The following is a 26,020-nucleotide window of genomic DNA, read 5'->3' on the forward strand; positions in this document are numbered from 1 at the left end:
AACTTCTACATCATTACATTCATGACACCTGCTAAAAATTAAGGCACAATATCTATCATTAATGTTTTACTGGAGTAAGCCCACATATGAAAGCTTTGACCATCGGTGGTGCAACATTAGACACAATTATCGAATACGAACAAATGGAAACCATGGAAATCCAAAAGCCATTCGCCAAGCAATCCTATTTATTACTTGAGGAAGGCGCCAAAATCGAGGTTACTGATCAGAAATGCTTTAGTGGCGGTGGTGCGACTAATGCAGCTGTTTCCTTGCAAAAGCTTGGATTTAACGTGCGTTTTTTTGGCAAAGTCGGCAAAGACAATATTGGTAAGTCACTTCTGGAAGAGCTGAAATCGCAAGGGGTTGATACCTCAATTGTGCGCTACTCTAATCACTATGGCACGGCGACTTCTTATGTTGTACCATCACTTAAGGGTGATCGTACGATCTTTGCTTATCGCGGAGCTAATCGCGACTTATTAACCGAAGATCTACCAGTTGCGGCAATTGAAGAAGCTGATTTTGTCTATGTCACATCCCTTAGCAAAGCCTCTGCCGCACAGCTGCCACAAATTGTCAAATTCGCCAAAGTATGTAATACCAAAGTTGCCATTAATCCTGGTTATAGCCAACTTGAAGTTGGTAGTAGCTTTATTTTGGAGGCTTTAAGCGGTATTGATATCTTGATTATGAATTATCAAGAAGCGCAGAAGCTCATGAGCTCTTTATTAAGTTGCGAAGATAACCCAACGGATGAAACAGCAATGGATCATCACCAAAACCTACTGCAAGCTCAACCTGTTTATCAAGATAATTTTTTCTCATTAAAAGCTTTCTTTCAAAAAGCATTGAGCTTAGGACCTCGCATCGTTGTCGTTACCGATGGCAGCGAAGGAGTTTATGTCGCGACCGAGAAGAAAATGTACTTTCATCCGGCACTTAAGATTGATAACGTTGTCAACACACTAGGTGCAGGAGACGCTTTTGGTTCAAGCTTTTGTGGTGCGATATATGCTGGTGAGAATGTACGCACTGCGATTTGCTATGGTCTGATTAATAGCGCTTCGGTGATTCAATACCACGATGCTAAAACAGGACTTTTAGATAAAGAGACCATTGCAGCTAAAATTGCCGATGTCCCTAACACCTTAAGTATTGTTGAGTGGTAAGTTTTCTGCTTTATTCTTTCGATAAACCTGCTTGATCCCAAACACCTTCAATTTCCTCCAATAAATGATCGATTTCATTATCGTCAATGAGCGACTCTTCTTGATCATCGACAATGTCTTCTTTAAAACGAATATCTTCACTTTCTGATAACAGACTGACATCTTCCATCAACTTACGCCCTTCATTTTGCATAGGTTCGGCATAATCACCTTGATGAAATTGCTCATCATGATAATTATTCTCTGCCATATTGGGTAAATCACGTAAAAAACGCATTGGATCACTTTGATAGAGCTTCTTGGCAATATGCCATTCCAATGAATTAGAGTTCTGCTCAATATGCTTGTAAATCGTTCGTGCATTGGGTGCTAGATTTTTATATAGCGGGAAAAAGAGTCCTGGAAAATAATCTTTTGGGTCAAAATGTGTCAGCTCTTTTTGCATATCCTCATAAACGATTGCTGCCTCAAAAAAACGTTTTGCATTGATCATGCTTTGTAAAATCAGTACTTTTTTGACGAACTTATACCATTTGACTGAAGCAAACTCATCAATATAACGATTTTTAGTTTCCTTTTGTGGGACTTGTTTTGTCACAGATTCACTTGCCTCATCAACACCAGTCGTTGAAGTTTCATTTTGCTGCTCTTTATCAAGTAGCCGCTTAATCGCAAACTTAAGCTCTTTGATCGTTTTGTTCGTTGTTAATACCGACTTACGTGAGTCTAACTCCAGTTGTATTGAGGTTAGGCTTTGCACGGTATCTAATAATAATTCATAGGACTCAACCAACGCATCGACATCAAAGACCTTAACCTGCTTAATTTCAGCGGTTATTTTCATATCCAACATTTGCACAAAGATATCAATGCCACTGAGTAACGTGGTATCAAAACGCTCTAAAGGAGATAAACGTCCCGATAGTAAATTTAACTGCTGATCATAAGCCTTAATACTTGTGTTAATATCTTCCAAAGATTTTGCGCTCAAAAACAAATCCGCGGCATACCCCATAAAAAGAATATAGACATCTATGCTTTTGGTTTCCTCAACATATTGGCTAATTGCCTCGATAACTGCTTCATACTTTCCTTCTTGATATTGATGCACAATGCCACTCATCAACATCGGATTTAAGCGCTTAAGCTGCACAATATCTTCAATCTCGCTTAAGAATGCTAACTGCATATCTATCCTCCTTGTTTTCCTTGTTACGCAAAAAAGTAAATGCCAAGCGGCACCAAAATACATATTGCAATAACACCCCAGACGATATTCTGCGCTTTACGACTATTGGGCATCTGCTGACGTGACGTTGTTGTGGCAACAACCTCTTCGTTTATATTAGTATTTTGATTAAAGTCCTTTAATATCGATTTGACGCGTGAAATATACTGGTGGCGCTCGGCATGATTTGGGTTGTGGTAATATTTCCCTAAAAAGTCATCTTGCAATACCATAAGAAGCACTTCATAGCTGATTTTAGGATATATTTTATTTGATATCACTTCATCTAATACATCAAAAACAAACTCACCACCATCAGTGCGCCCATAAAACTCAGCTTGTAAGGTATCCCAATGACAGGGCAACTCACGCTCAGTAATCAATAACATAAACTTCTCATCGATATTAGCAATAATCGGAAAAAGGATAAACTCAGCAATTTTACTACTATAGTCGGTATTAAGCTGATTTTGCATCGCTAATAGTTGTGCCCGAATTTTCTCACGAAATTTGAGAACCTCTTGATCACTTGTTTTACCCGCATTATTAAGCATGAGCGTTTTTTTAAAATCACTTGCTGAATAGACTAAATCGCTTAACTGCGATAATAATTGAAGTTCACTTTGCATTGTTTCAACCTTCCTTTATCTTGTTATTAGCACGTTTATCTCACCGATTAAATCAGATGAAACGATTGTGCTGATTCCTTTTCACAGTTTAGCCTTCGCTGCTTTGTAACAAAATCATGCGATCAATTATCGCTATGTATACAGCAAGATACTACCACAGCAAACAAATATGTCTAGTCACTAAGAAGCAAAACATTTGGATTTATACTGATTAAAAAAATTAAAAAAATAACAACTTAATCATCAGTCCCAAAAGCACTAGCATAACAATCTTCTTAAGCCATTTAACATTCGCCTTAAGCACAAATTGCGCGCCCAACAAATAGCCCATCATCGCCGCAGGCAAAGCGATCATCACGATGTACCAATCAATATTGCCCGTCCATAAAAAGTAAATCAAAGCACCAAAGTTCGCCGATAAATTAACAATTTTGGCATTCGTCACGGACTCTTTGGCTGACATCGACAAAATATACATAAAGCCTAAGAACAAAAAGGTTCCAGTACCCGGACCAAAAAAGCCATCATAGGCGCCAACAATAAAACACACCAAACCCAAATGCAGATAAAATTTCGGTGTCAACGTGTAGTTACTTTCCGAACGGTAGTTTTTAAATGCACCAATAATTAAAATCGTCGGAATAATAATAAGCAACAAGATCGTCATCAGCTGATAACTCACCAGATGACTAATCAGCTTCGCACCCAATAAAGAGCCGATAAATGCTAATACAACACCTAAGATAATCGTACGCCAATAAACCTTTACCGAACACAGCAAACGGATGACGGCAGAAAGTGTACCCATCGACATGACCATTTTATTGGTACCCAATACCAAATGCGGTGGCACACCAACGCTTAAATACGTTGGGATAGTGATCATGCCACCACCACCGGCAATACAATCAACAAAACCCGCGAAAAAAATCATTACAAAAACAAAAGCACCAGATAAAAACGAGATGTGCTCCATACTAATCACTTCATACCAACCATTCGTTAGAAGCTATAATGTACTGGTTATTTGAAAGAGTTCCTAACTATTTTTGTGATTAACTGGGAAAAATCCTTGTGTATAAATTTTTTGAACTTCTTGCGCGCTTAAAAATGACTGCAACAACATCACAAGTTTGTCAAATTCCTCGGAGATTTTAGCATAGGTTTTCTGATAAGAAGATTTCAGTATTCGATAATAATAAGCAAGCTCTAGACTCGCTGTTTTACCAATATCACTAAAATAAGATGGTGATAAACCTAATTTTTGTGCGCGTTTTGGATACCATCCAGCGTAGATTAAAGAGCAATCCAGCACTTTTTCAAGCTCATCAGTATTTTTATGCGCGATGCCAGTTAATAGGCTTTGCGCAAAGGTCATATCTTTAAGCTCAGTATATTTGACATTTCTTAATAAAGCATAAACAACGAATGCCTCAATCTCGACATCAAGTTCAATGCCAACAACTTTTTGCGCCTCACCGATCAGATCATAAAAGGATTCAATCATTGTGTTTGCAATTACTACCATAAGCTTTCCTCATTGCATCATCCTGCAACAAGTATAGTTGACTTTTTAGGCTAAGATAGAACAAATGAAGAATAAGTCTAATTAACCCTCACCCACGCAGCTTATGCTGCGCGAGCAATCCCACAGGGGAAGAGGTAACAAATAGCATAATTTATTTCTTCCTTATTGCTATGGTATTTTGTCAATGTTATTTGGTGGTCGTCAGACACCTAGGTGTGTTTTAAGCATCTCATATGCTGCGCGAATGCCCATTGCCTCGCCGCCAATCATTCTTCCTGGCATATTTGAGATATTCCATGCCATTAAATCAAAATGAAGCCATGGGGTATTATGCTCAATAAAGCTTTGTAAAAATAATGCTGCACTAATACTGCCAGCGTATGGCACAGAAGCACAGTTTTTAATATCTGCTACCTGACTATCTAATAGTTTGCGATAAGAGGTATATAGCGGCATACGCCAAACTGGGTCTTGCACTTTCTCTGCTGCTAGGCTTAGCTTATGCGCCCACTCCTCATCATTGGCAAAAAATGCTGACATCTCAGTACCAACGGCAATGCGCGCTGCTCCCGTTAATGTCGCAAAATCCATCACAAGATTTGGTTTCTCACGGGTTGCTTCAGTTAAAATATCAGCTAATACAATCCGCCCTTCAGCATCGGTATTGGTCACCTCAACCGTTGTACCATTATACATTTTAATCACATCACTTGGGCGATAGGCATTGCCTGAAATCGCATTTTCAACCGCTGAAATAAGGACAGTTAAACGCACTGGCAATTGTGTATCCATAATCAAGCGCGCTAATCCTAAAACTTGTGCTGATCCACCCATATCTTTATGCATCAAGAGCATGCCACTGGCCGGTTTAATATCCAAACCACCGGTATCAAAAACCACACCCTTACCAACAAGCACAATATGCGGATGTGCTTCATTACCCCAATCTAGGCGAATGCGTCTTGGCGCTCTGACACTCGCACGTCCCACCGCATGAATACCGCGATAGCCTTTTGCTAGTAGATCATCACCCACGATTTCTGAAAAAGTAGCCGAGAAGGTTTGCGCTAATTTCTGAGTTTGTCGTGCAATCTCTTCAGGACCCATATCTTCAGCTGGGGTATTGATCATATCGCGCACTAAATAAATCGCGCGCAAAGTTTTTTCAACCTCTGCAAACTTCTTAGGTAAATATAATTTAATGGTATTAGTCTTTTTGTCTGACTTATACGTTAGAAACTGATAACAGCCTAAACCAAATGCCAAATAGAAAAGCTCGGAATCCACAACATCAAAAGGATCTACAATCTGATAATCACCATGCGGCAATGACTGGCATAAGCTTGCCATTGACCACATGTCTTTAACATCAACAACGACTAATGCTGCAGATAACTCGCCATCACTATTAAAAAATAAAGCACTCTTACCCGAGATTGCTTTAAAATTTTGCGCTTTAAGCGTATTTTGCTTTGATTGTGCTTGCTGTACCAACCAATCTTGATATTGCCCAACAGGGACAACAATTAATTCAACTGCTTCTTTTTTGATTGTTTTGTAAAAACATGAAAATGCCATAATAACCTCGCAACAACTTAATTGATGGAAGTATATTAAAGGATTACCAAGGATTTGAAAGCCTCACCTGCAAAATATACTGCTGACTAATCATTTTGGTGTTCTTGGTTTAAGTAACTCGGATAATCAACTTAATCGTAACACTGATCGTTTTTTTAATGCCACCACGAAAAACACACCCAGTAGCAACAACACTAAACCGCCACCAAACCACGGTGAGTGATCACTGACAAAAGCAATTGCGCCATAGACATCAAGGTCAAACAATCCAAATAACTGAATAAATCCGACAATAAACGACGCACTGATCACGATCAATAGTATCGCAATATTATAGCGACGAAAGACCTGCTCATTTATTTTTTGAGCATTGATGAGCTTTGTCATTAATAATGCATCTAATGAATCAACCCAAGTCATACCAAGCGCAAAGGCAATTGGTAATGCCAAAATAAGCCAGATCGATTCACCACTTAGTGATGCTGTTGCTGCTAATCCTAAAAGTGCAATTTCAGTGGCTGTATCAAAGCCAAGACCAAATAAAAAACCAACTGGATACATTTTATAAGGCTTATCAACCATTTTAAATAAAGGCTTAAACCAACGTGTTAAGGGCGAATGTGTATGTGTGTTTTGTTGATGTTTAATGAGCTTATACAGTGATAATACATTCATGCCTCCTGTAAGCCACAAAAAAGCAATTGATACAACCGATCCAATCACAGCGCCAATACCAATGATACCAAGACTCTCCGCCTTACTTAGGCTTACCCCTAAAATAACGAGCAATGTCAGCAAAAACACAACACTAGAATGCCCTAACGCAAAGAATAAGCCAGTTGTCACACTGGATTTGCCTTTTTGTGCTAATTGGCGTGTCACATTATCAATGGCGACGATATGATCGACATCAAAGCCATGCCTAAGTCCCAACATAAAAGCAACAAACACGATACCTAAAAGACTTAAATGCTGATAAAAGGCAACGCTAAAAATAAGCCATATCAGCAAGCTAATAAAAATAAATCCACGAAAGAACCTTCTATGCATAACAACCTCATGCGCGCTTAATATTCAATGTCAGAAAATGTGCCGAACATGAAATACATGGATCGTAATTACGAATCACCATTTCAGCATGCTGCCTTAATTCATCGTCTGATTTATCCAGCCCAAACTTGGTTAATGATTGCTTAAGATCCGCCTCCATACAAGCTAAGTTTTGCGCAGTTGGCGGTGTAATACGGATTTTTGTCGCATATCCTTTGTCATCAAACTCAAAGTAGTCAATCTGAATTCCACGAGGTGCCTCTGTCGCACCCCACGCCTTGCCTGCCTTAAAGCTCACATCAACATAAGGTTTATCAGGATATTCATACGCTTCAAATATACGCAGTATCTCACCAATCGCGTAATAGCATTCAATCGATCGCGCCAAAATACTATGAAAAATATTATTACTTGGAAACGAAATGCCCGTACTATTAGCAAGCGCTTGAACCTCTTTGGGTAGTTTATCAAAATTCAAATTCAAACGTGTTAATGGTGTTGTTAAATAGGGTTGTCCATCGCGTGTTGAATGAAGTGCTGTTGATTGTGGCGCATGAAATTCATAGAAATGCTCATCCCATTCTTCAATTGGAAAACACTCACCTCTGTTGGTTACGACATGTTCAGCAATTACTGGATACTGTCCACTGACATCGGTTAATGCCACTTGTAATACTTCATCAAAGCAGACATCAGGATAAGGTAATTGGGCAAACCACATCACAACATCTTTGGCATCTTTTAGCGCTTCTTGTAGTCGTGGGATGAGTGCTTTGATCTCTTTAGGCTTAGGCGCTCGATAGAATCCACCGACTTTAATCGCCCCTGGATGCACCGATCTGCCACCAAATAATGACAAAATATCATTGCCTAAATGCTGTAATCTCACTCCACGCTTGACTTCATTAGGAAAATCTTTTGCCATCTCAATCGCTGAGTGATACTTCAAAAAATCAGGAGCAGCTAAAATATGCGTATGCAAATAATGCGACTCCATCCATTCACCAAGATACATCACGCGTCGCATCTCATGCACCCAAGGGGTCACTTCTACCTCAAAGGCTTTCTCCATCAAGGTCACGACACTCATTTGGTACGCCATCGGGCAAATACCACAAATGCGTGCTACCGCATCAATGATTTCATTCGGCTGACGTCCTTCTAAGAACTTCTCAAAATAGCGTGGTGGCTCATAAATACGCACATGACATTTGGTGATTTCATTGTTATTAATCTCTAAATCAAGCGCACCTTCACCTTCGACACGTGCCAAAATAGGCACTTCTATTTTCGTTGTTTTGGTGTTATTTGTCGTATTCATTTGATTACTCATGTGTTATCTCCAGCCTGCTTGAAACCTTGTTGCTGATTATTGATAAAATGATATTTATGCGCAATCTGTTCATCGGTTAGCCCCATTGATTTTAGCTTTGCCGTCATCGCATCAAAATTGGCATATTTTGCCGCACCATAACAGCCATAACATCCGCGATTAATATGCGGACAAAGTGCATCACAACCATTAGCCGTCACAGGACCCAAGCACGGTTCATTACGTGCAACCATCACACAGGTGATTCCACGATGTTTACACGATGTGCAGACAGGCTCGACCACCTTTTCTGGCTCTACTTTAAATAACAATTGACGCACCGTGTGATACATCTGCTCTGAGCTTACCGGACATCCTCTGATTTCAAAATCAACGCTGACATAATCCTCAATCGGTTTTGCGGTATCTAATTCCATTTTGTCAATCACATCGGTGTGTTGCGGGTAAACATCTTTCATCCAACCTTCAAACTGTTGGCGATTAATATTATTTCTTAAGGCTTGAATGCCACCTGTTGTCGCACATGCGCCCATCGCAATAAGATATTTGCTGTTTTCACGAATCTTTTGAATGCGCTGTACATCATGCTTGGTATTAATACTGCCTTCAATAATCGCAATATCGACCTTGGCATTTTCGTCAACAGGACCTGCTTCAGCAAAGTGTTTAATCTCAACCAATTGTGATAATTTCAGCAGACGAATTCCATCATTAATAAATGCCAATTGACAACCATCACATGAGCTAAACTTATGCACAGCAAGTGTGGGTTTGTTACTTAGATCTTTTAATTTACTCTCATGCGACATCTTACACCCCCTTGATTGACAACAGTTTTTCAACTTGCGGATAGGCATAAACGGCACCATCTTTGCAGATGAATTCTTTGCCCATCTGGCAATGCCCACAATGCCCGATCGCACACTTCATACTGCGCTCTAATGAGACAAACACTTGATGCTCTGGCACCCCAATATCAATAAAGCTACGTGCAACATTTTTCATCATAATCTCAGGACCAACACTCATCACATAAGTGTTTTGATAATCTAGCTTAAGATCTTTAACCGCTTCGGTAACAAAACCTTTATACCATTGCCATGGACCAAATGGCTCACCCTCAGTTGCTGTTACAATCACTTGTGTATTTGGGATAGCATTCCAACGCGTGTATTTATCCTGATAAATGAGTCCTTCACTGTGACGCACACCTTGCACCACATAAATCCGTCCATATGCTTCGCGATTTTTTAGCATCATTTCAGTTGCCGCTACCAATGGCGCGTTACCCAACCCGCCGGTCATAATCACAACATCTTTGCCTTGCGCCTCATCCACTGGCCAGCTACTGCCAAAAGGTCCACGAATACCAACCTTTTGACCTTTCTTTAATTGATGCATGCCTTGTGTTATACGCCCAACGACTTGAATAGTATGTTCAAAAACATCATGGTTAAACTCACGATCATTAACAATCGAGATGGCCACTTCACCCACACCATAAAGATAAATCATATTAAACTGTCCAGGTTTAAAGCTATATTTCTGGCGTAAATCCGCATCGCATAAACGTAAACGCAGAGTGAAAATATCTGGTGCATCATCAATAAAGTCAATAATTTCAGCCTCATGTGGCAAATAAGCATCTTGTGGGTAAATCATGCTTTTTTCTCCTGCTTTTCCTGCTTATTCTGCTTCTCCTGACAGAGAATGTTTATTTCATCCGTAACATCAATGCTCACCGGACACCACGTAATACAGCGCCCGCAACCAACACAGCCCTTGGTTCTAAACTGCTCGCGCCAAGTGGAGAATTTATGTGTTAGCCACTGACGATATCGATGTTTAGGTTCTTCACGATATAACTCACCATGCGTGTAACTATGATCTAAACCAAAGCATGAATCCCATTCGCGCAAATGCGTACTTACTTGTCCTTCCAAATCAGGCGCTTCTTTCTCGGTATGACAAAAGCACGTCGGACAGGATTGTGTGCAGCTACCACACGATAAACAGCGTTTAGCAACATCATCCCATTGTGGATGATCTAAGTTAGCAAATAGCGCCTTTTCAACCTTTTCCAAGGGCGGGATACTTTTCTCTTGCATTGCATATACCGCTTTGACTCTTTGTTCCGCTTCATAGGTTTGCGCACCAGTAGCTGGGTTTAATTGCAACTGCTCAATAAGCGATCTACCTTTGTCGCTACCTGATTCAATAACAAAACCACCATTGATTTCCGTCATTGCCCATTCAAAGCCTTTATCAGCATATGGGCTATCACCTAAGCTCACGCAAAAACAATTACTATGACAACTGGTACAATTAGCCGCAATGATAAACATCGCTTCACGTCGCGCCTTATAACGCACATCTTGATAGGCATTTTCGATAAATACGCGATCTTGAATTTCAATCGCGCGCAAATCACAAGGTCTGACACCTAAAACAGCATATTTCTGTTTATTGAGCGCCTGCTCAAATATCAACTTGCCACTGTCATCACGCTTGACTTGCCATAATGCTTCTTTCTCTTTAAACAACATGGGCTTTACCGATTGCACCGGCAGACTCCACGCAAAAGCTTTGTTTTCATTGGTTTTTTTGACGTGATAATGCGCAGGTTTCTGCTCATCAACATAACCCCATGGTAACTCTGCTGCTTTTTCAATATCATCATACACAATCGCATGATCATCAACGATCGGTGCTTTTACCTTAAAGCCCTGTGTCTTTAAGGTAATAATTAAATCATCTAGACGCTTATGCGCTAAAAAATAAAACTGACTCATTATTCCTCCTTATACTTAGCAAATTCTTGGTAGTTGTTCGCCACTTAGCCAATCAACTCGTCTAAGCCCACCAAAGCTTGTTTGCATATTGACCGATGCATTGCCGACTTTATCAACCTTAGCAATCACACTGGCATTTTTACCCAACTCATCTTGCTGTAAACAGGCTAATACCTTCTGAACTTCGCTTTCATTACAAACAATTAAAAACTTGCCTTCATTTGCAATAAAAAGCGGATCCAAGCCCAATAACTCGCAAGCAGAGCGTACCTCTTCACTAACGACAAGTGCAGACTCATTAATGCTAATACTTACTTGATGTTGGTTCGCCCATTCATTTAAGGTTGCAGCAACACCACCTCGCGTTGGGTCACGCATTGTTTTGATTTGACAACCTGATTGATGTAGCTTTTCAAGCAAATGATTTAGATTAATAGCATCACTTTGGACATTGCAATCAAAGCTTAAGCCCTCGCGCTTTGACATCACAGCAACACCATGCTCGGCAATCGCCCCATTGATAATAATGCAATCACCTTTCACTAATGGCTCATGTGTCACAAAGTCATCCATAACAACGCCTATCCCTGTTGTGTTGATAAAAATACCATCGCCTTTGCCTTTCTCAACCACCTTGGTATCACCTGTTACTAATTGAACATGAGATGCTTTGGCTGCTTCTGCCATTGACTCAACAATCGCTTTTAAATCACTCAGTGGTAACCCTTCTTCTAAAATAAAGCCAACCGAAAGAAAAAGAGGCTTCACACCTCCAACAGCCAGATCATTCACCGTACCATAAACAGCTAAACTGCCAATATTGCCACCTGGGAAAAAATATGGCGTAATCACATAACTATCAGTTGTCATCGCAATTTTACCATTGAGATTTGGTAACGTTGCTTGATCCTCGCCTTGAGATAAATACTCATTATCAAAGGTTTTCTTCATCAGCTGATCAATCAAACGATTCATCGCTTTGCCACCGGCACCCATCGCAAGATCCACCACACCTGATTTGAAGTTTAGTTTAATGCTCATGCCGACACTCCTTGGTATTGATAATATGCCGCACATGCCCCTTCAGAGGAAACCATACATGCTCCCATCGGTTGCTCAGGTGTGCAGGCAATACCAAAGAGCTTACAGTCTTTAGGTTCTTTGACCCCTCGCAAGATATCAGGGCATGCACACGCCTTATGCTCTTGCCCTTTAATGATTGGTATATCAAAGACCACCTCAGCATCAAACTGTGCATATTTATCTTTAATCTTTAGCGCACTATTTGGGATAAATCCTAACCCACGCCATTCAAAGGTCTCTCGCAACGCTAAATACTCAGCGATTAATTGCTGTGCAAAGGTGTTGCCTTGAGGTGTTACCGCACGTGTGTATTGGTTTTTGACACCCACCTCATTACGATTAATCATCTGAATCAACATCACAATAGATTGCAATACATCCAAAGGTTCAAATCCCGCGATCACCACAGGTTTGGCAAAGCGCGTTGCCACATCATGATACGCATCACTGCCAATAACAATACTGACATGTGAAGGGCCGACAAAGCCATCAATTTTGACCTCATCGGATAAGATGGCTTCCATCGCAATCGGTGTTAGCACATGATTACAAAATACAAAGAAGTTATTCAAGCCTAACTTTAATGCTTTATCTAATGCAACGGCTGTCGGCGGTGTTGTTGTCTCAAAGCCAATGGCAAAAAAGATCACTTTCTTATCTGGATTCTCTTTAGCCAACCTTAGCGCATCTTCACTTGAGTAGATCATGCGCACATCCGCACCGCGCGCTTTGGCTTTGAGTAGACTATCTTGGTTTGTGCCGGGTACTCGCAACATATCAGCATAACTGCAAAAAATCACATTCGGCTGCAGAGAAAGAAAAATCGCCTGATCAACGCGTGCAACCGGTAGCACACATACAGGGCACCCTGGACCGTGAATCATCTTAATCTCAGCTGGCAACAGTCCGGTGATGCCATAACGATGAATCGCATGCGTGTGACCGCCGCAAAACTCCATCAGATGATATTTTCGCCCACTTTGCACGCTATTGTTAATCTCAGTAATAAGTCCTTTGGCAACTTTTGGATCGCGAAAAACCTCAATATAGTTCATAGATCACCTCGATCTTGTTGTAACATGTCAGCGAAATCTTTTAACGTTTGTTTGGCTTGTGATTCATCTAGTTTACTAAGCGCAAAGCCAACATGAACGATCACATAGTCATTGATATCAACCTGATCTTTTAGTAATGCCAAGGAAATCTCTTTGCGCACACCACCAATATTAACCAGCGCTTGGTCGTCGCCATTAAGCGCTATAATCTGTGCAGGAATTGCTAAGCACATGCTTTTTCTCCTTGTTTAATTTATTCGCAGCAAGCCATGCTTGCCCTAAACTGATTCCGCCATCATTGACTGGGATTTTTTGTGGCACAATCGCTTCTAAGCCAAATGTTTCTAAGTATTGCACAACTTGAGTTAACAGTACCTTGTTTTGAAAACAACCACCGGTTAATATCACTTGAGTAATACCTTTGTTGACTGCATACTCATGCGCCCATAAGGCTAAAGCATAAGCCAAAGTCCCATGAAATAGCTCACTGCCTTTATCTTTTGGCATACCCATTATTCTCGTGATTAATTGTGATATATCCAGCTGATTATTGTTTATATCAATCAAGCTTTTATCAACTCTAGACGCGTTAACCAATGCTTCAAGTTTCATTGCAGCTTCTGCTTCAAAGCTATTGTAATGACAGACATCTAACAAACTTGCCACACCATCAAATAAGCGTCCCATACTTGTCGTATATGCTAGGTTTTCTTTGTTTTTCTCAAGTAATTGTAAAAAACTTGGCGCTTTTTCATTTGCTAATAGATGCTTTGGCACTTTTAACCCCAAGTCAACACACAAACTAAGCGCCATACGCCATGGTTCTTTCTGTACACTATCACCACCTAAATAAGGCATCGATTGAAGTGCTGATATTCGTGTAAATTTAAGTGCTTCAATATCACAATGATAAAGCTCACCACCTCGCGCTATACCATCATCTCCCAAACCAAAACCATCAAGCACAATCGCTAATACTTGACCTTGTAACGCATACTCCGCTACGGCTGCAGCAATATGCGCCTCATGATGTTGCACACGAATAAGTGGTAAATTTAAGCGCTCAGCAAACTCAGTCGTATAGAAGTCCGGATGCAAGTCACACGCCAGCGCACTGAAACTCACACCAAATAAATGTTGATAGTGACGAAACGCTTTTTCAAAGTATTCAATACTATCGACACTATCCATATCACCAATATATTGTGAAAGATAGGCTTCATTGTGGTTGATAAAACAAAAGGTGTTTTTCAACAAAGCACCCGTTGCAAAGACACAAGGTAATTCACGATTGAGCTTAAGCGTTAATGGCACAAACCCACGCGCGCGACGGATCATCATTGATTTATCTAAAACCACGCGCATTACGCTATCGTCACTTTGCATCGCAATTTGTCTATCATCACTCACGATCATATCAGCAATGGGTGCAAGCAACTGATAAGCTTGATCATTGTCCGCAATAATACTGCCACCAGATAAGTTAGCACTTGTTACCACCAGTAATAGATCATTTGCTTGGTACAACCAATCACGATCTTTAGGTTGACCTAAGAGATAATAAAAAAGCAAATAATCAACGGCTGAACTCGGTAACATCACACCTAGCTCATTAAGATCAGGTGCAAGCATTTCAGGCAAATGAGTCGTTGTTTTCTTTTCTAACAATACAATTGGGCGAGCCGACGAGTTTAATAGCATACTTTCTTCTTGATTACACTGCACATATTGTTCAATACTGGCTTGATTTAATACCATTAATGCAAAAGGTTTAGATGGTCTTTTTTTACGTTGTCTTAAGTGCGTAATCGCTACTTCATCTTTAGCATCCACAACCAGTTTAAAACCGCTATGTGTTTTCAACGCTAAAATGTCACCTTGTTTCAATATTTGCACCATATCAGAAAAGGCATGAGATAATTTGGGACCACACGCACAACAAACCGTTGTTTGTGCGTGATAACGTCGATCTAAAGGATTGCGATAAACACTCAAGCAATCATCACATAATGGAAACTTAGAAAACGTCGTTGTTCCTCGATCATAAGGCAAAGACTTAGTAACACTAAAGCGCGGACCACAATAAGTACAACTCGTGAAAGGATAAAGATAATAGCGACTACTTGGATCAAATAGCTCACTCAGACAGTCATCACAAATAACGCTATCAGCTGGGATTTTAGTCTCAGACCTGCCTTCACTACTGGCTAGAATACTAAAGTAATCAAATGCTTTATCCATGATTACTTCAGTTATTTTGATATGATCAATTTGTGCAAGCTTAGGTAATTGCTGCCTCATCAATGTGCAAAAATTCTCAGCCTCTTGACATGTCGTTTGTAGAATAACTTCAACACCGTGAAGCGTATTTTGCACACTACCAAATAAGCCACTTTTCACAGCCAACGTATAAACAAATGGTCTAAAGCCCACACCTTGAACAATGCCATTAACTGTGATTTTGACTGCTGTTATACCCATTTTTCACCTAATGAATTGAATCAATTCAAAATTTGCCACACCTAGCTAAAGTTATTAACTCTAGTTGCGGACTTTTTCTATTTCAACACCCCGCCTCGCAAGCTCGGCACCCCTCTTGCAAAGAGGGGAACATAAAATCACAGCTGCCTAATTCCCCTCTCTTTTCAAGAGGGGTGGCAGCCGCAGGCTGACGGGGTGTTTATAAAATCATAGTTTTTTTCTAAAGTGCGTAACTTCAGTTATTAAAGAAGTTAGCCAGTTCAACCAGTTATCAAATCCTGCTTCCGTTTTAACCGAAAGCTCAAAAAACCGAATATCACGACGAATTTTACGAATATTTTCAATGCAACGCTCAACACTGAAATCGACATACGGCAATAGATCCGTTTTATTAATAATCACTGTATCCGCATGATAAAACATATCAGGATATTTCAGCGGCTTATCATCACCTTCTGTCACTGAAATCACAGCAATGCGATGCTTTTCACCTAAATCAAACATTGCCGGACAAATCAAATTACCGACATTCTCAATAAAGACAAAACTGTTTTCTTGAATGTCTAAATGCTCATACGCATGCCCAACCATATGTGCATCCAAATGACATGCTTTACCAGTATTGATCTGATAGGCTTTCGCACCTGCCTTACGGATTCGATTGGCATCGATCTCAGTTTGTTGATCACCTTCAACAACAACGATTGGGTGCTCAGCATGAAGCTTAGCAATCGTCTTCTCAAGTAACGAGGTTTTGCCCGAACCTGGACTGGATACAAAATTAAATGCTAGCGCATTTTTAGCATCTAAAACCTTACGATTGGCATGCGCATATTGATCATTTGCTGCCAAAATTGCCTGTTCTAGTTTGATACTATCAACCCCATGATCATGATGGTGATGATGGTCGTGTGCATGTTGGTGCGTATGCTCAGAACCGCTGCAGCCACAAGTTGTACACATAACTTACTCCTTAACTCTTAACTCTTAACTCTTAACTCTTAACTCTTAACTCTTAACTCTTAACTCTTAACTCTTATTATTCTGAAGTTACAAACTCAATTTTCTCCACCAACATATCTTGACCTGTTAGTATTTCTTTATCATGACTTTGGCACTTAGGGCATGAATCATAAAACCTTGATAATTGATAATCATGCCTACATGTTAAGCAATGTGCCCATGCTGATTTGACTGTAGTATTTAAGGTACTTTGCGCTAATGGCGTATCTTTAGCAGCAACAGGAAACCAAAAGCGCATGGACTCAGTATCAACGCCGGCTAATTGCCCAACACCTAGTTCAATTTGTCGCACGGCTTGCGCCTCATACCCCATGCTTTTTGCTTTATCAAGCACAATAGTAATCACACTTTGGCACAATGAAAATTCATGCATAACTTATCAACCGATATATCACTGCAAATTAGACTAGCACATGACAAACAAGCGAGAATAGTATAACTGTGCTATTTAATGCCTTAAATGCGCAAATAATGACATAGCGCAAGTTTTGTTTACTTTTGTACGCTTAGTGTATGTTTGGGTTTCCAATAAAGCACTGTCTTAGGCTATAGTGAGTAGCACTTAAGTCTTAATAGTTTTTAACCTATGCCACAGTACTTTCTTGTTTTTAATTGCGGTAGCTCCTCAATTAAATTCTCACTTTATGATCACAATACCTTGCTACAGAGGCTTATTGGGCTGGTTGATAAAATCAATACCAAAGAAACAACACTAAGCATTTCTGCTAATGGGCAAACTAAAGCAGAGACTTCACCACTTAATTATCATCAAGCATTTGCCAAAATTATTGGTTTTTTAAAACAGCAAGACTATTTCAATCAAATCATTGCTATTGGTCATCGCGTGGTGCATGGTGGACATCATTTCGATCGTGCCGTTATTGTAACGGCTGATGTTATTGCTAAAATTCGCGCCCTTACCCCTTTAGCACCCTTGCATAACCCTGCCAATCTTGAAGGCATTGAGTTTTGTCAGCAGCATTTTGTATCGACACCTCAGATTGCTGTCTTTGATACGGCTTTCCATCAGAGTATACCTGAGGAAATCTATCGCTATGGCATCCCCAATACGCTTTATGAAGATTTACATATTAGAAAATATGGCTTTCATGGAATAAGTCACCAGTATATTGCTCAAGCGGCAGCTCAACATCTATCTCTTACACAAGGCAATTTCATCTGCGCGCATCTAGGCAATGGCTGCAGTGTTACCGCAATCAAAAATGGTAAAAGCATCAATACCAGCATGGGATTTACACCACTGGATGGACTGGTAATGGGCACGCGCTCAGGCACTATTGACCCTGGTATTTTTAGCTATCTTCAACAGATGCTTAATATGGATATCAATGAGATTAATCAGCTATTAAATAAACAAAGTGGTTTGTTTGGCTTATGCGGCTTAAGTGATATGCGTGAAATTGAATATCTTATTGCCAATCCTGATATCGAATTAAAGGAAGTAAAAAAAGCGAAATTAGCACTGGATATATTTAGTCACCGCGCTGCAAGCTTCATTGCGAGCTATCTTATGTATTTTAAACAACTTGATGGACTTATTTTTACCGCAGGCATTGGTCAAAACAGTGCCTTAGTACGTCAAGAAATCATCAATCGACTTAAATTCAACGGCTTTGCCATTGATGCTGTGCGCAATGAAAATGCCGCACAAGCAATTGAAATTCACGCTAAAGGCAGCAAACGCATTATGGTACTCAAAACCGATGAAGAACGAATGATTGCGCAAAGTTGTCAAATGTTATTAGCTAATTAAGGATCAAACATGAGTCTACCAATCATACTACTACCTACCGGTCAAGGTGTTGGCTTGTTCTCGTTAAAGCAAGGCTTAAGATATGCCCTTGAACAGCGTGGCTATCGCGTTAAGCTGTTTAATCCATTATTTGATGCAGAAATCTCGTCTTCTGAAATTGAGCATTATTTTCAACAAAACAAAATGAAAGACTTCTTTGAATACTTGCTTAATATTTATGATAAAGTTAGCCAAAACAGTGATATTACCTTAATTGATGGCGTGTTTATCAAAGAACACAATCATAATCAGTTTGAATGGCTAAACGCTTACATCAATCTCTTTAATAAAACACTTATTCGCGCATTTAACGCTAATGTTATCCTCATTGCACGCCAAGGATATAAAACGCTAAAAGACCTTGAGATTCAACTAAAGCTATATCAACAGCAAATTCCCCAAGACGCACTTTTAGGCGCCATTGTTACTAAACTTAACGCGCCAGTTGATAGTGATGGCAAAAATCGTTTTAGTTTATTAGATGAAGATATTAACAGTAGCGTACCAAGCCTTACGAAATCAGACATTGAAGCATTAACTATCTTTAGCAGTAATCATCTGAATTTACTCGGGGTGACACATTGGCAAAATAATCTCACCTATCCTCGTGTTATTGATATCGCCAATCGTTTAAATTTAACTGCGCTCTTTGAGGGCTTTGATCTTGAGCGCCGTGTGCATATCGTCACCATGTGCTCGCGTACCGTCGATCACGCTTTAGATGAGATAAACCCAGGCACATTAATCATCACTGCTGCTGATCGCAGTGATATTATTCTCGCAGTGACAGTTGCCGCACAAAAAGGCATTAAAATCGCGGGATTAATATTAACTGCCTTCTCACTTGCCAATCGTGCCGTGCTGGATTTCTGTCTTGATGCGGCTAAAGGCATGTCTTTACCTATCTTTGTGACCGACAATAAGAGCATTAGCACCATTTTGAAATTAGCTGATATTGATTACAGCAGCATTCCTAAAGATGATATAACGCGTTTAAATCTCTTGCGATCATCCATTGCTGAATGCATTGATGTCGATATGATTACACGCAAGCTTACCGCAACACCCGTACCAACCAAACTATCGCCGCCAGCGTTTCGTCATTATCTAATCAAGCGCGCAACTGAAGTCACCAAACGTATCATTCTACCCGAGGGTTTAGAGCCGCGCACGATTGAAGCTGCTATTTTCTGTAGTGAACGCAAGATTGCTACTTGTATCTTATTAGCGAAACGTGATGATGTGATCGAAGTTGCCAAAAAGCAAGGCTTACACTTATCGGATAAACTCATCACAATTGACCCAGATAGCATTAAAGCTCAGTATCTCAAGCCACTTATCGATGCGCGAAAACACAAAGGCATGACCGAAATTATGGCGCGTGATGCACTTGAAAATAATGTAACCCTGGCAACCATGATGTTATATATGTCAGATGTTGATGGCTTAGTTGCAGGTGCTTTAAACACCACTGCACATACGATTTCCCCCGCACTTAAAATCATTAAAACAAAGCCTGACTGCTCGATTGTCTCGTCGGTATTTTTCATGTGTCTTGAAGATCAAGTACTTGTTTATGGTGATTGCGCGGTTAATCCTGATCCGACAACCGAGCAATTGGCTGAAATTGCTATTCAAAGCGCTGAGTCTGCCACAGCATTTGGCATTGATCCTAAAATTGCCATGATCAGTTATAGCACGGGAGATTCAGGTCATGGTGCCGATGTTGATAAAGTCAAATCTGCAACTGAATTGGTTAAGGCAAAACGTCCTGATCTGATCGTTGATGGCCCCTTACAATATGATGCTGCCACAACGCTCTCGGTTGCTCAAAAAAAGGCACCTAATAGTGCCGTTGCCGGATATGCCAATGTATTGATTTTTCCAGATTTAAATACAGGTAATACAACCTATAAAGCCGTGCAGCGAAGTGCTGACGTCTTAAGCATAGGTCCCGTATTGCAAGGCTTAAACAAGCCGGTTAATGATCTCTCGCGCGGCGCAACCGTCGATGATATTATTTACACCATTGCAATTACTGCGATTCAATCACACGCCACTGAGTAGATGTTGGCTGAGCGCAAGTCGAAGCCTCTATAAGGCTATCACTCTCAAGCGCACCCCTTCGACTGACGCTCAGGGTGCGATGGGCATTTCAACCATATTTCATTGAATAAACGTTGGCTGAGCGCAAGTCGAAGCCTTTATATACCGCTCGTAAATCATTTTGCGGTGTTCGATGTCAAAGAAGTTTGTGATGATTTTGAGTGATTGTATTGCAGGTAATAGCTAGGACTATTGGTAAAACACAATCACTCAAAAGTGCAGGAAATTCGACGGCAGAAATATTGTAACATGGCTTGTGAGCGGTATAAGCATACCATTCTCGGGCGTATGCAATACGCCCCTACGATTTAATCAACTGGAGAGTTATCATCTGCGCCATATTACCCACTGACTTTTTCACAGCAACTGACATTACATCATCCTTCACAAATAAATGCTCTCCTTGCACACCGTAAAACAGCACATGATCTATCGGCATATTAAGCGCATTTGCCAATGCCAAAGAGGGTGCAACACCAATATTATGTGAAGATAAAAATCCACTAAACTCAAGAATCTCATGCGACTGTAGAGTGAATGGCATACTGGGTTCAACGCCCGCATTAACTGCATCGATTAGAATGATTTGAGCATAGTCCTTTTCTAAGAAACGCAATAAATTCAAACCTGGTCGATCGGCAATTTCAATATCGATATGTGAACGTTGGCTACTCTTGAGCATCTCTTTGATTTCTCTTGCTACTAACCAACCGAATTGATCATCACCAAAAGGCGAGCCAATACCAAGAACAAGTGTTTTTTGTTTTCTCATCCTTACTTGTCATCACCAACATCATAAGTCATTATAGATTTCGTCCTCATCATTATCCCACACTGCTTGAAAGCTTGACTGTGACATCATTGTGAAATCTTGACGCACTTTTTGCAAACTATCTTTTTGATGCAAAAAATCAATAAAATCCTCCACCTCTGCAAAATACTTCGCGGGTAAATGGTTTAGCTTCTGAGTGATTAAATCAATATGTTTTGACTGCATAAAAACTCCATATACTCATTGATGTCTGAAATTATGGACTACATTTTGACAAACATCAAATAAAGAGTTTAATCGCAATGACCAGAGCAATATGCTAAGCATTAGTTTTCTGCAAGGAATTAAAATTGATAGAAAATTAATGCATTATCATAAAAAACCTCACCTTTACCTGCGCATGCTTGATCCAGTGTTTCAAACCACTCAAGTGGATTATCACGAAAACACACGGGATTATTTGAGGCATACATGAGTCTTTGGTAACTAAAGCAGTCAATAGCATAGTCAATAATCGCTTTACTATGCGCAAGCTGCCCTAACATTTGCAGTCCTGAAAGTTTCAGTGCAACCTGCTCAATCTCGGATAAGACTCGCATACTTTGTTGCCATAGCTGACGCTGCTCGTCATTCTCCCATAGTGGCAAACCACAATGTTCAATCGCTGTTTTAACACGTGATGCTTTAAGGTGTGGCGCAAGATTTAACAACTGTCGCGGGTAGGCTTGGCAGTCAAAAATAAGATTATAATCTGCTAATATTTGCAAATTAGCGATTACATTGGCATGCGTTGATAGTTCCTGAGACTCAGGGCAGTAATCAACACCTTGTTCATAGGCTAGAATATGACGGATACCAACGACTTGAGGATACTGCTTAAGCTTGTCGAGCTTGGCAATAAACCGTGCTTTTGGCAATGTCATATCGACATATGCAATATGTTTGATTTGAATCTCAGGGCATTTTTGCGCCGCTGCCATCAACCATTTGATTTCAACCTCTGTGTCAATACGACTATCATGCGCTTCAATATGCACCGCACCATAGAGTTTATCCTGCATTTTCTGCTGTAGTGTCTGAGGCAAGAAATCCTGCTTCAGCGCTTCATTTGATTGATTTAACACCCAACTATTTATCCTTTGATTTAAGTCCCAAAAGTGAATATGTGTATCGATAACCTGCAAAACCATACTCCATCAATTCAAGTTTTTTGTATTCTATACTCCCCATGATCCATTTTACAGCGTTTACTGCCTCAACGCTGTAACAGTTTTGATACACGACAATACTCCATTGAAACAGCAAATTGTTTTATTTCTGCTATTCTTATCTGCAGAAGCCCCCAGTAAAACCACAACCCAAGAGGTGAATATTATGAAATTATTTGACTTATATATCGACTACGTTCGTCAAAGCAAGATTAACAACGACACAGATCAACCACAAATCTTCATGATCAAATAGGCAAAAGAAAACCCAAAATAACTGATCAAACAAGTTTCTCTGTTAGAGTTTTCCTCCCTTCTTTCCCCTCTCTAGCAGAGAGAGTTTCTCATCTAATATCTCAAAGAACTCTTTTTCAATTTGAGGTGATATCGCTAGGTAATACCAATTATCTTTGGCAAAGCCTTGGCATTTTACCGCATCTTTGTACGTCATAATGACAGGTGTGTTTTCATCCATCGCTTTAAAATCATCAAGTGTAAAGCTGTGATGATCTTTAAAAGGATACTCCTCAACCATAAAGCCTAGATTATTTAAGGTATTAAAAAAGCGCTTAGGGTTACCAATGCCTGCCACAGCATAGCATGTACTCCCCTCGGACCTCATTAATTGATCAATAGCAAACTGTTGACCTGTCGCTAAACTCACTAAGCTTTGTGGCAATAATTGCATATTATACTGTGCTTGATTGCTTACGCTCGCCCTACCACCACCATTGATAATCATCATATCAACTTCTTTTAAGCGCGTAATAGGTTCACGCAAAGGACCTGCTGGCAAACACAGACCATTACCAAATTGGCGCTGACCATCAACCACCGCAATTTCTATGTCTCGATGCATTGCATAATGCTGCAAACCATCGTCACTAATAATGACATCAATTGTTTTAAGTTTCTCTTCGATATATTGAATCGCTTCAACACGCTTAGGCGAAATAACAATCGGAATATCTGGTAGTAATTGATGCAGCATAAAAGGCTCATCACCACAGATACTTGCTGGCGTCCTCTCATCTATCATAAAAGGATAGTGTGTTGCTTTACCACCATAACCACGAGTAATAATTGCTGGATGATAACCTTGCTCTTTTAAATGTTGGCAAATGGCCTGCACCACAGGGGTTTTGCCAGTGCCACCAACAGCAATATTGCCAACGACAATCAACGGCAATTTACTTTGATAAGCCTTTTTTTGTAGCTTAACTTTGCGTTTCTTAGCAATGTATGAAAAAAGCCATGACAAAGGTGTCAAGATCATTGCGCGCCAAGTCTTATGCACTGTGTACCAATCCTTTTGCATCACTTAGGACTCTTAATGCAGCGATTGATGATAAAGCTGATAATATAAGCCGTTTTCATTTTGCAATAGGTCTTTGTGCCTTCCCATTTCAACAATCTCACCGCCATCCATCACCACTATCTGATCAGCGTGTTCGACCGTTGATAGCCTATGGGCAACAACAAAGGTCGTGCGATCTTTCATTAAGCGCTCTAATGCCTGCTGCACAATGCGTTCAGACTCGTTATCCAGTGCACTGGTTGCTTCATCTAGGATTAATACCGGCGCATTTTTCAAAAGCGCTCGAGCAATCGCAACACGTTGGCGCTGACCGCCAGATAGACTTAGACCATTTTGTCCAACTTCGGTATATAAGCCTTTAGGCAACTTCTCAATAAAATCCCAAGCATTGGCTGCTTTTGCCGCTTCAATCACTTCTTCCTCACTAACCTCGCCATCACGACCGTAGGCGATATTATGAAAGAGTGTATCATCAAAGAGATTAACATGCTGCGACACTAGTGAAATGTGACTGCGCAAGTTTGCTAAAGTCAGTGATTGCATATCCTCATTATCTAGTAGGATCTGCCCCTTTGTCGGTTGATAGAAGCGCGCTAATAAATTCACCATCGTGGTTTTACCACCACCTGATCGCCCAACTAAAGCAATGGTTTGCCCAGGTTTTGCGATTAAATTAATATGTTTTAATACTACTTGCTGAGACTCCGGATAAGAGAAGCTTAAATCTTTAAATTCAACTTGCCCTTTGACATATGATAATTGCTTAGTACCCTTGTCTTCCTCAGATTTTGCATCCAAGATCTCAAAGATATCCTCGGTTGCCGCAATCGCTTTTTGAATAGTTGAGTTAACATTGGTTAAATTTTTAATCGGTTTTAAAATCGCCATCATTGATGCAAAAAAAGCAACGAAACCGCCGGCATCAAGCCAGCCACCTTCTTTTAAGCCATAGGTTGCCACGATAAACAAAATCACCGCGATAACAATCGCACCAATAAACTGAATAATCGGTGAAGATAAACCATCAAGCATCAAGGTTTTGATTTGCTGGCGATAAGTGTATGTTAGGTTGTGATCAAACTTTTGTAATTGATATTTTTGTCCACCAAAGACACGGATTTCTTTGTAATTAATCAAAGCTTCTTCGGCAAAGTGTGTGACTGAGCCCATTGCTGATTGGGTATTACGGCTATAATGACGAAACTTCTTACTGATCCAAGTAATAAAAATTGCAAGAAAAGGGGCAACAACAATCACCGTGATTGATAACTGCCAACTTGTCACTACCATTACAATAATAAGACCAATGACAAAGGTGCCATCTTGCACGACGGTAATAATCGCTGAACCTGTGGCACTGGTTACTTGATCGACGTTATACAAAAGTTTAGAGAGTAATTTACCTGATGAGGTTTTGTCATAGTAATGTGCTGGCAAATCTAAGAATTTTCCAAACATACGTTTGCGAAAGCGATAAACAACTTGCGCACCGAGCTTCCCCATAAAAAACGATGATAAGAAAGAACCAATACCGCGTAAAGTAAATAACAACAAAAACAACAAGGCAATACCTTTTAAAAATTCACCTCCTGTGGGGGTAAATCCTTTATTTAATAAAGGTTTAATCAAATACATCGCATAGGCATCACACGCCGAATAGATAATACTACCAATGACAGAGATTAATAAAAGTGGCCATAGCGATCTGACTTCCCATAGTAATCTTTTGTACAGACTATAGGTTTTCTTATTCGCATTTTCAGAAACGTGCATATTTTTATCTTTATTTTATTTAAGAAGCCAAATTGTCACAGAGTTTACCTAAATTTACTGATAACATAAAGAATAAGC

Annotated in this window: 24 protein-coding genes; 3 read left to right on the plus strand and 21 right to left on the minus strand. The window is 40.1% G+C overall.

The annotated features are described in order from the left end of the window. Nucleotides 1–86 precede the first annotated feature (86 nt). A complete protein-coding gene (locus NYP54_RS04260; protein ID WP_283157302.1) occupies nt 87–1,172 on the plus strand; it encodes a carbohydrate kinase family protein in 1,086 nt (361 codons plus the stop codon). Nucleotides 1,173–1,182: 10 nt separating this feature from the next. Here the strand turns inward: NYP54_RS04260 and NYP54_RS04265 are convergent, their stop codons facing one another. From NYP54_RS04265 to hypA, 16 genes are all read right to left on the minus strand, one after another. Further along, nucleotides 1,183–2,361 carry a type VI secretion system protein IglI family protein gene (locus NYP54_RS04265; protein WP_283157303.1) on the minus strand — a complete coding sequence of 393 codons (1,179 nt, stop codon included), beginning with the start codon at nt 2,359–2,361 and terminating at the stop codon, nt 1,183–1,185. Nucleotides 2,362–2,384: 23 nt separating this feature from the next. Beyond that, nucleotides 2,385–3,029: a DotU family type IV/VI secretion system protein gene (locus NYP54_RS04270; RefSeq protein WP_283157304.1), complete on the minus strand. Its 645-nt coding sequence runs from the start codon at nt 3,027–3,029 to the stop codon at nt 2,385–2,387. Between the two features lie 220 nt (nt 3,030–3,249). After that, nucleotides 3,250–3,963 carry a TSUP family transporter gene (locus tag NYP54_RS04275; RefSeq protein ID WP_283157305.1) on the minus strand — a complete coding sequence of 238 codons (714 nt, stop codon included), beginning with the start codon at nt 3,961–3,963 and terminating at the stop codon, nt 3,250–3,252. Nucleotides 3,964–4,068: 105 nt separating this feature from the next. Then, nucleotides 4,069–4,557, minus strand: a complete 489-nt coding sequence (locus tag NYP54_RS04280) for a hypothetical protein (protein WP_283157306.1) — start codon at nt 4,555–4,557, stop codon at nt 4,069–4,071. A gap of 201 nt (nt 4,558–4,758) precedes the next feature. Next, nucleotides 4,759–6,135, minus strand: coding sequence for a leucyl aminopeptidase family protein (locus tag NYP54_RS04285; RefSeq protein WP_283157307.1), 1,377 nt, complete (start codon nt 6,133–6,135; stop codon nt 4,759–4,761). A gap of 126 nt (nt 6,136–6,261) precedes the next feature. Continuing rightward, a complete protein-coding gene (locus tag NYP54_RS04290) occupies nt 6,262–7,185 on the minus strand; it encodes a metal transporter (RefSeq protein WP_283157308.1) in 924 nt (307 codons plus the stop codon). A gap of 7 nt (nt 7,186–7,192) precedes the next feature. After that, the gene (locus NYP54_RS04295) at nt 7,193–8,518 is read right to left on the minus strand and encodes a nickel-dependent hydrogenase large subunit (protein ID WP_283157309.1); all 1,326 of its coding nucleotides are present in this window, start codon (nt 8,516–8,518) and stop codon (nt 7,193–7,195) included. After that, on the minus strand, nt 8,515–9,327 hold the full coding sequence (locus NYP54_RS04300; RefSeq protein WP_283157310.1) for a sulfhydrogenase subunit delta: 813 nt from the start codon (nt 9,325–9,327) through the stop codon (nt 8,515–8,517). The genes NYP54_RS04295 and NYP54_RS04300 overlap by 4 nt, the downstream gene beginning before the upstream one ends. Before the next feature lies 1 nt (nt 9,328). Further along, a complete protein-coding gene (locus NYP54_RS04305; protein WP_283157311.1) occupies nt 9,329–10,180 on the minus strand; it encodes an FAD/NAD(P)-binding protein in 852 nt (283 codons plus the stop codon). Continuing rightward, nucleotides 10,177–11,310 (minus strand): 4Fe-4S dicluster domain-containing protein, encoded by a 1,134-nt coding sequence (locus NYP54_RS04310; protein ID WP_283157312.1) that lies wholly within the window; start codon nt 11,308–11,310, stop codon nt 10,177–10,179. The genes NYP54_RS04305 and NYP54_RS04310 overlap by 4 nt, the downstream gene beginning before the upstream one ends. A gap of 15 nt (nt 11,311–11,325) precedes the next feature. Next, nucleotides 11,326–12,351: a hydrogenase expression/formation protein HypE gene (gene hypE / locus NYP54_RS04315; RefSeq protein WP_283157313.1), complete on the minus strand. Its 1,026-nt coding sequence runs from the start codon at nt 12,349–12,351 to the stop codon at nt 11,326–11,328. Next, nucleotides 12,348–13,448 carry a hydrogenase formation protein HypD gene (hypD, locus tag NYP54_RS04320; RefSeq protein ID WP_283157314.1) on the minus strand — a complete coding sequence of 367 codons (1,101 nt, stop codon included), beginning with the start codon at nt 13,446–13,448 and terminating at the stop codon, nt 12,348–12,350. Before hypD ends, hypE begins: the two co-directional genes overlap by 4 nt. Beyond that, the gene (locus tag NYP54_RS04325) at nt 13,445–13,681 is read right to left on the minus strand and encodes a HypC/HybG/HupF family hydrogenase formation chaperone (RefSeq protein WP_283157315.1); all 237 of its coding nucleotides are present in this window, start codon (nt 13,679–13,681) and stop codon (nt 13,445–13,447) included. Before NYP54_RS04325 ends, hypD begins: the two co-directional genes overlap by 4 nt. Beyond that, nucleotides 13,644–15,929: a carbamoyltransferase HypF gene (gene hypF, locus NYP54_RS04330; protein WP_283157316.1), complete on the minus strand. Its 2,286-nt coding sequence runs from the start codon at nt 15,927–15,929 to the stop codon at nt 13,644–13,646. The genes NYP54_RS04325 and hypF overlap by 38 nt, the downstream gene beginning before the upstream one ends. A gap of 207 nt (nt 15,930–16,136) precedes the next feature. Continuing rightward, nucleotides 16,137–16,892: a hydrogenase nickel incorporation protein HypB gene (hypB, locus tag NYP54_RS04335; protein WP_283157317.1), complete on the minus strand. Its 756-nt coding sequence runs from the start codon at nt 16,890–16,892 to the stop codon at nt 16,137–16,139. A 76-nt stretch (nt 16,893–16,968) separates the two neighbouring features. Then, entirely contained in the window at nt 16,969–17,325 is a 357-nt protein-coding gene (hypA, locus tag NYP54_RS04340; RefSeq protein ID WP_283157318.1) for a hydrogenase maturation nickel metallochaperone HypA, read from the minus strand. Nucleotides 17,326–17,538: 213 nt separating this feature from the next. Between hypA and NYP54_RS04345 the strand changes: the two genes are divergently transcribed. Both NYP54_RS04345 and pta read left to right on the plus strand, forming a co-directional pair. Beyond that, nucleotides 17,539–18,726 (plus strand): acetate kinase, encoded by a 1,188-nt coding sequence (locus NYP54_RS04345; RefSeq protein WP_283157319.1) that lies wholly within the window; start codon nt 17,539–17,541, stop codon nt 18,724–18,726. Between the two features lie 9 nt (nt 18,727–18,735). Further along, nucleotides 18,736–20,832 carry a phosphate acetyltransferase gene (gene pta, locus NYP54_RS04350; RefSeq protein WP_283157320.1) on the plus strand — a complete coding sequence of 699 codons (2,097 nt, stop codon included), beginning with the start codon at nt 18,736–18,738 and terminating at the stop codon, nt 20,830–20,832. Between the two features lie 340 nt (nt 20,833–21,172). On the opposite strand, the gene NYP54_RS04355 is transcribed toward pta, so the two are convergent. The 5 genes from NYP54_RS04355 to msbA all read right to left on the minus strand — a co-directional run bounded on the left by NYP54_RS04355 (nt 21,173) and on the right by msbA (nt 25,942). Further along, nucleotides 21,173–21,643, minus strand: a complete 471-nt coding sequence (locus NYP54_RS04355; protein WP_283157321.1) for a hydrogenase maturation protease — start codon at nt 21,641–21,643, stop codon at nt 21,173–21,175. 21 nt (nt 21,644–21,664) lie between these two features. After that, complete coding sequence (locus NYP54_RS04360) at nt 21,665–21,868, minus strand: DUF2281 domain-containing protein (RefSeq protein ID WP_117003475.1); 204 nt, start codon at nt 21,866–21,868, stop codon at nt 21,665–21,667. A 119-nt stretch (nt 21,869–21,987) separates the two neighbouring features. Then, on the minus strand, nt 21,988–22,833 hold the full coding sequence (locus NYP54_RS04365; protein ID WP_283157322.1) for an amidohydrolase family protein: 846 nt from the start codon (nt 22,831–22,833) through the stop codon (nt 21,988–21,990). A 316-nt stretch (nt 22,834–23,149) separates the two neighbouring features. Then, nucleotides 23,150–24,127 (minus strand): tetraacyldisaccharide 4'-kinase, encoded by a 978-nt coding sequence (lpxK, locus tag NYP54_RS04370; RefSeq protein ID WP_283157517.1) that lies wholly within the window; start codon nt 24,125–24,127, stop codon nt 23,150–23,152. Nucleotides 24,128–24,181: 54 nt separating this feature from the next. Further along, nucleotides 24,182–25,942, minus strand: a complete 1,761-nt coding sequence (gene msbA / locus NYP54_RS04375; RefSeq protein WP_283157323.1) for a lipid A export permease/ATP-binding protein MsbA — start codon at nt 25,940–25,942, stop codon at nt 24,182–24,184. Nucleotides 25,943–26,020 lie beyond the last annotated feature (78 nt).

Source organism: Cysteiniphilum sp. QT6929 (assembly GCF_030035755.1).
Taxonomy (GTDB): domain Bacteria; phylum Pseudomonadota; class Gammaproteobacteria; order Francisellales; family Francisellaceae; genus Caedibacter; species Caedibacter litoralis.

Coding starts and splice junctions, on each gene's coding strand:
- NYP54_RS04260 (WP_283157302.1), top strand. CDS start 87: ATGAAAGCTTTGACCATCGGTGGTGCAACATTAGACACAATTATCGAA.
- NYP54_RS04265 (WP_283157303.1), bottom strand. CDS start 2,361: ATGCAGTTAGCATTCTTAAGCGAGATTGAAGATATTGTGCAGCTTAAG.
- NYP54_RS04270 (WP_283157304.1), bottom strand. CDS start 3,029: ATGCAAAGTGAACTTCAATTATTATCGCAGTTAAGCGATTTAGTCTAT.
- NYP54_RS04275 (WP_283157305.1), bottom strand. CDS start 3,963: ATGATTTTTTTCGCGGGTTTTGTTGATTGTATTGCCGGTGGTGGTGGC.
- NYP54_RS04280 (WP_283157306.1), bottom strand. CDS start 4,557: ATGGTAGTAATTGCAAACACAATGATTGAATCCTTTTATGATCTGATC.
- NYP54_RS04285 (WP_283157307.1), bottom strand. CDS start 6,135: ATGGCATTTTCATGTTTTTACAAAACAATCAAAAAAGAAGCAGTTGAA.
- NYP54_RS04290 (WP_283157308.1), bottom strand. CDS start 7,185: ATGCATAGAAGGTTCTTTCGTGGATTTATTTTTATTAGCTTGCTGATA.
- NYP54_RS04295 (WP_283157309.1), bottom strand. CDS start 8,518: ATGAGTAATCAAATGAATACGACAAATAACACCAAAACAACGAAAATA.
- NYP54_RS04300 (WP_283157310.1), bottom strand. CDS start 9,327: ATGTCGCATGAGAGTAAATTAAAAGATCTAAGTAACAAACCCACACTT.
- NYP54_RS04305 (WP_283157311.1), bottom strand. CDS start 10,180: ATGATTTACCCACAAGATGCTTATTTGCCACATGAGGCTGAAATTATT.
- NYP54_RS04310 (WP_283157312.1), bottom strand. CDS start 11,310: ATGAGTCAGTTTTATTTTTTAGCGCATAAGCGTCTAGATGATTTAATT.
- hypE (WP_283157313.1), bottom strand. CDS start 12,351: ATGAGCATTAAACTAAACTTCAAATCAGGTGTGGTGGATCTTGCGATG.
- hypD (WP_283157314.1), bottom strand. CDS start 13,448: ATGAACTATATTGAGGTTTTTCGCGATCCAAAAGTTGCCAAAGGACTT.
- NYP54_RS04325 (WP_283157315.1), bottom strand. CDS start 13,681: ATGTGCTTAGCAATTCCTGCACAGATTATAGCGCTTAATGGCGACGAC.
- hypF (WP_283157316.1), bottom strand. CDS start 15,929: ATGGGTATAACAGCAGTCAAAATCACAGTTAATGGCATTGTTCAAGGT.
- hypB (WP_283157317.1), bottom strand. CDS start 16,892: ATGTGTACAACTTGTGGCTGCAGCGGTTCTGAGCATACGCACCAACAT.
- hypA (WP_283157318.1), bottom strand. CDS start 17,325: ATGCATGAATTTTCATTGTGCCAAAGTGTGATTACTATTGTGCTTGAT.
- NYP54_RS04345 (WP_283157319.1), top strand. CDS start 17,539: ATGCCACAGTACTTTCTTGTTTTTAATTGCGGTAGCTCCTCAATTAAA.
- pta (WP_283157320.1), top strand. CDS start 18,736: ATGAGTCTACCAATCATACTACTACCTACCGGTCAAGGTGTTGGCTTG.
- NYP54_RS04355 (WP_283157321.1), bottom strand. CDS start 21,643: ATGAGAAAACAAAAAACACTTGTTCTTGGTATTGGCTCGCCTTTTGGT.
- NYP54_RS04360 (WP_117003475.1), bottom strand. CDS start 21,868: ATGCAGTCAAAACATATTGATTTAATCACTCAGAAGCTAAACCATTTA.
- NYP54_RS04365 (WP_283157322.1), bottom strand. CDS start 22,833: ATGGTTTTGCAGGTTATCGATACACATATTCACTTTTGGGACTTAAAT.
- lpxK (WP_283157517.1), bottom strand. CDS start 24,127: ATGATCTTGACACCTTTGTCATGGCTTTTTTCATACATTGCTAAGAAA.
- msbA (WP_283157323.1), bottom strand. CDS start 25,942: ATGCACGTTTCTGAAAATGCGAATAAGAAAACCTATAGTCTGTACAAA.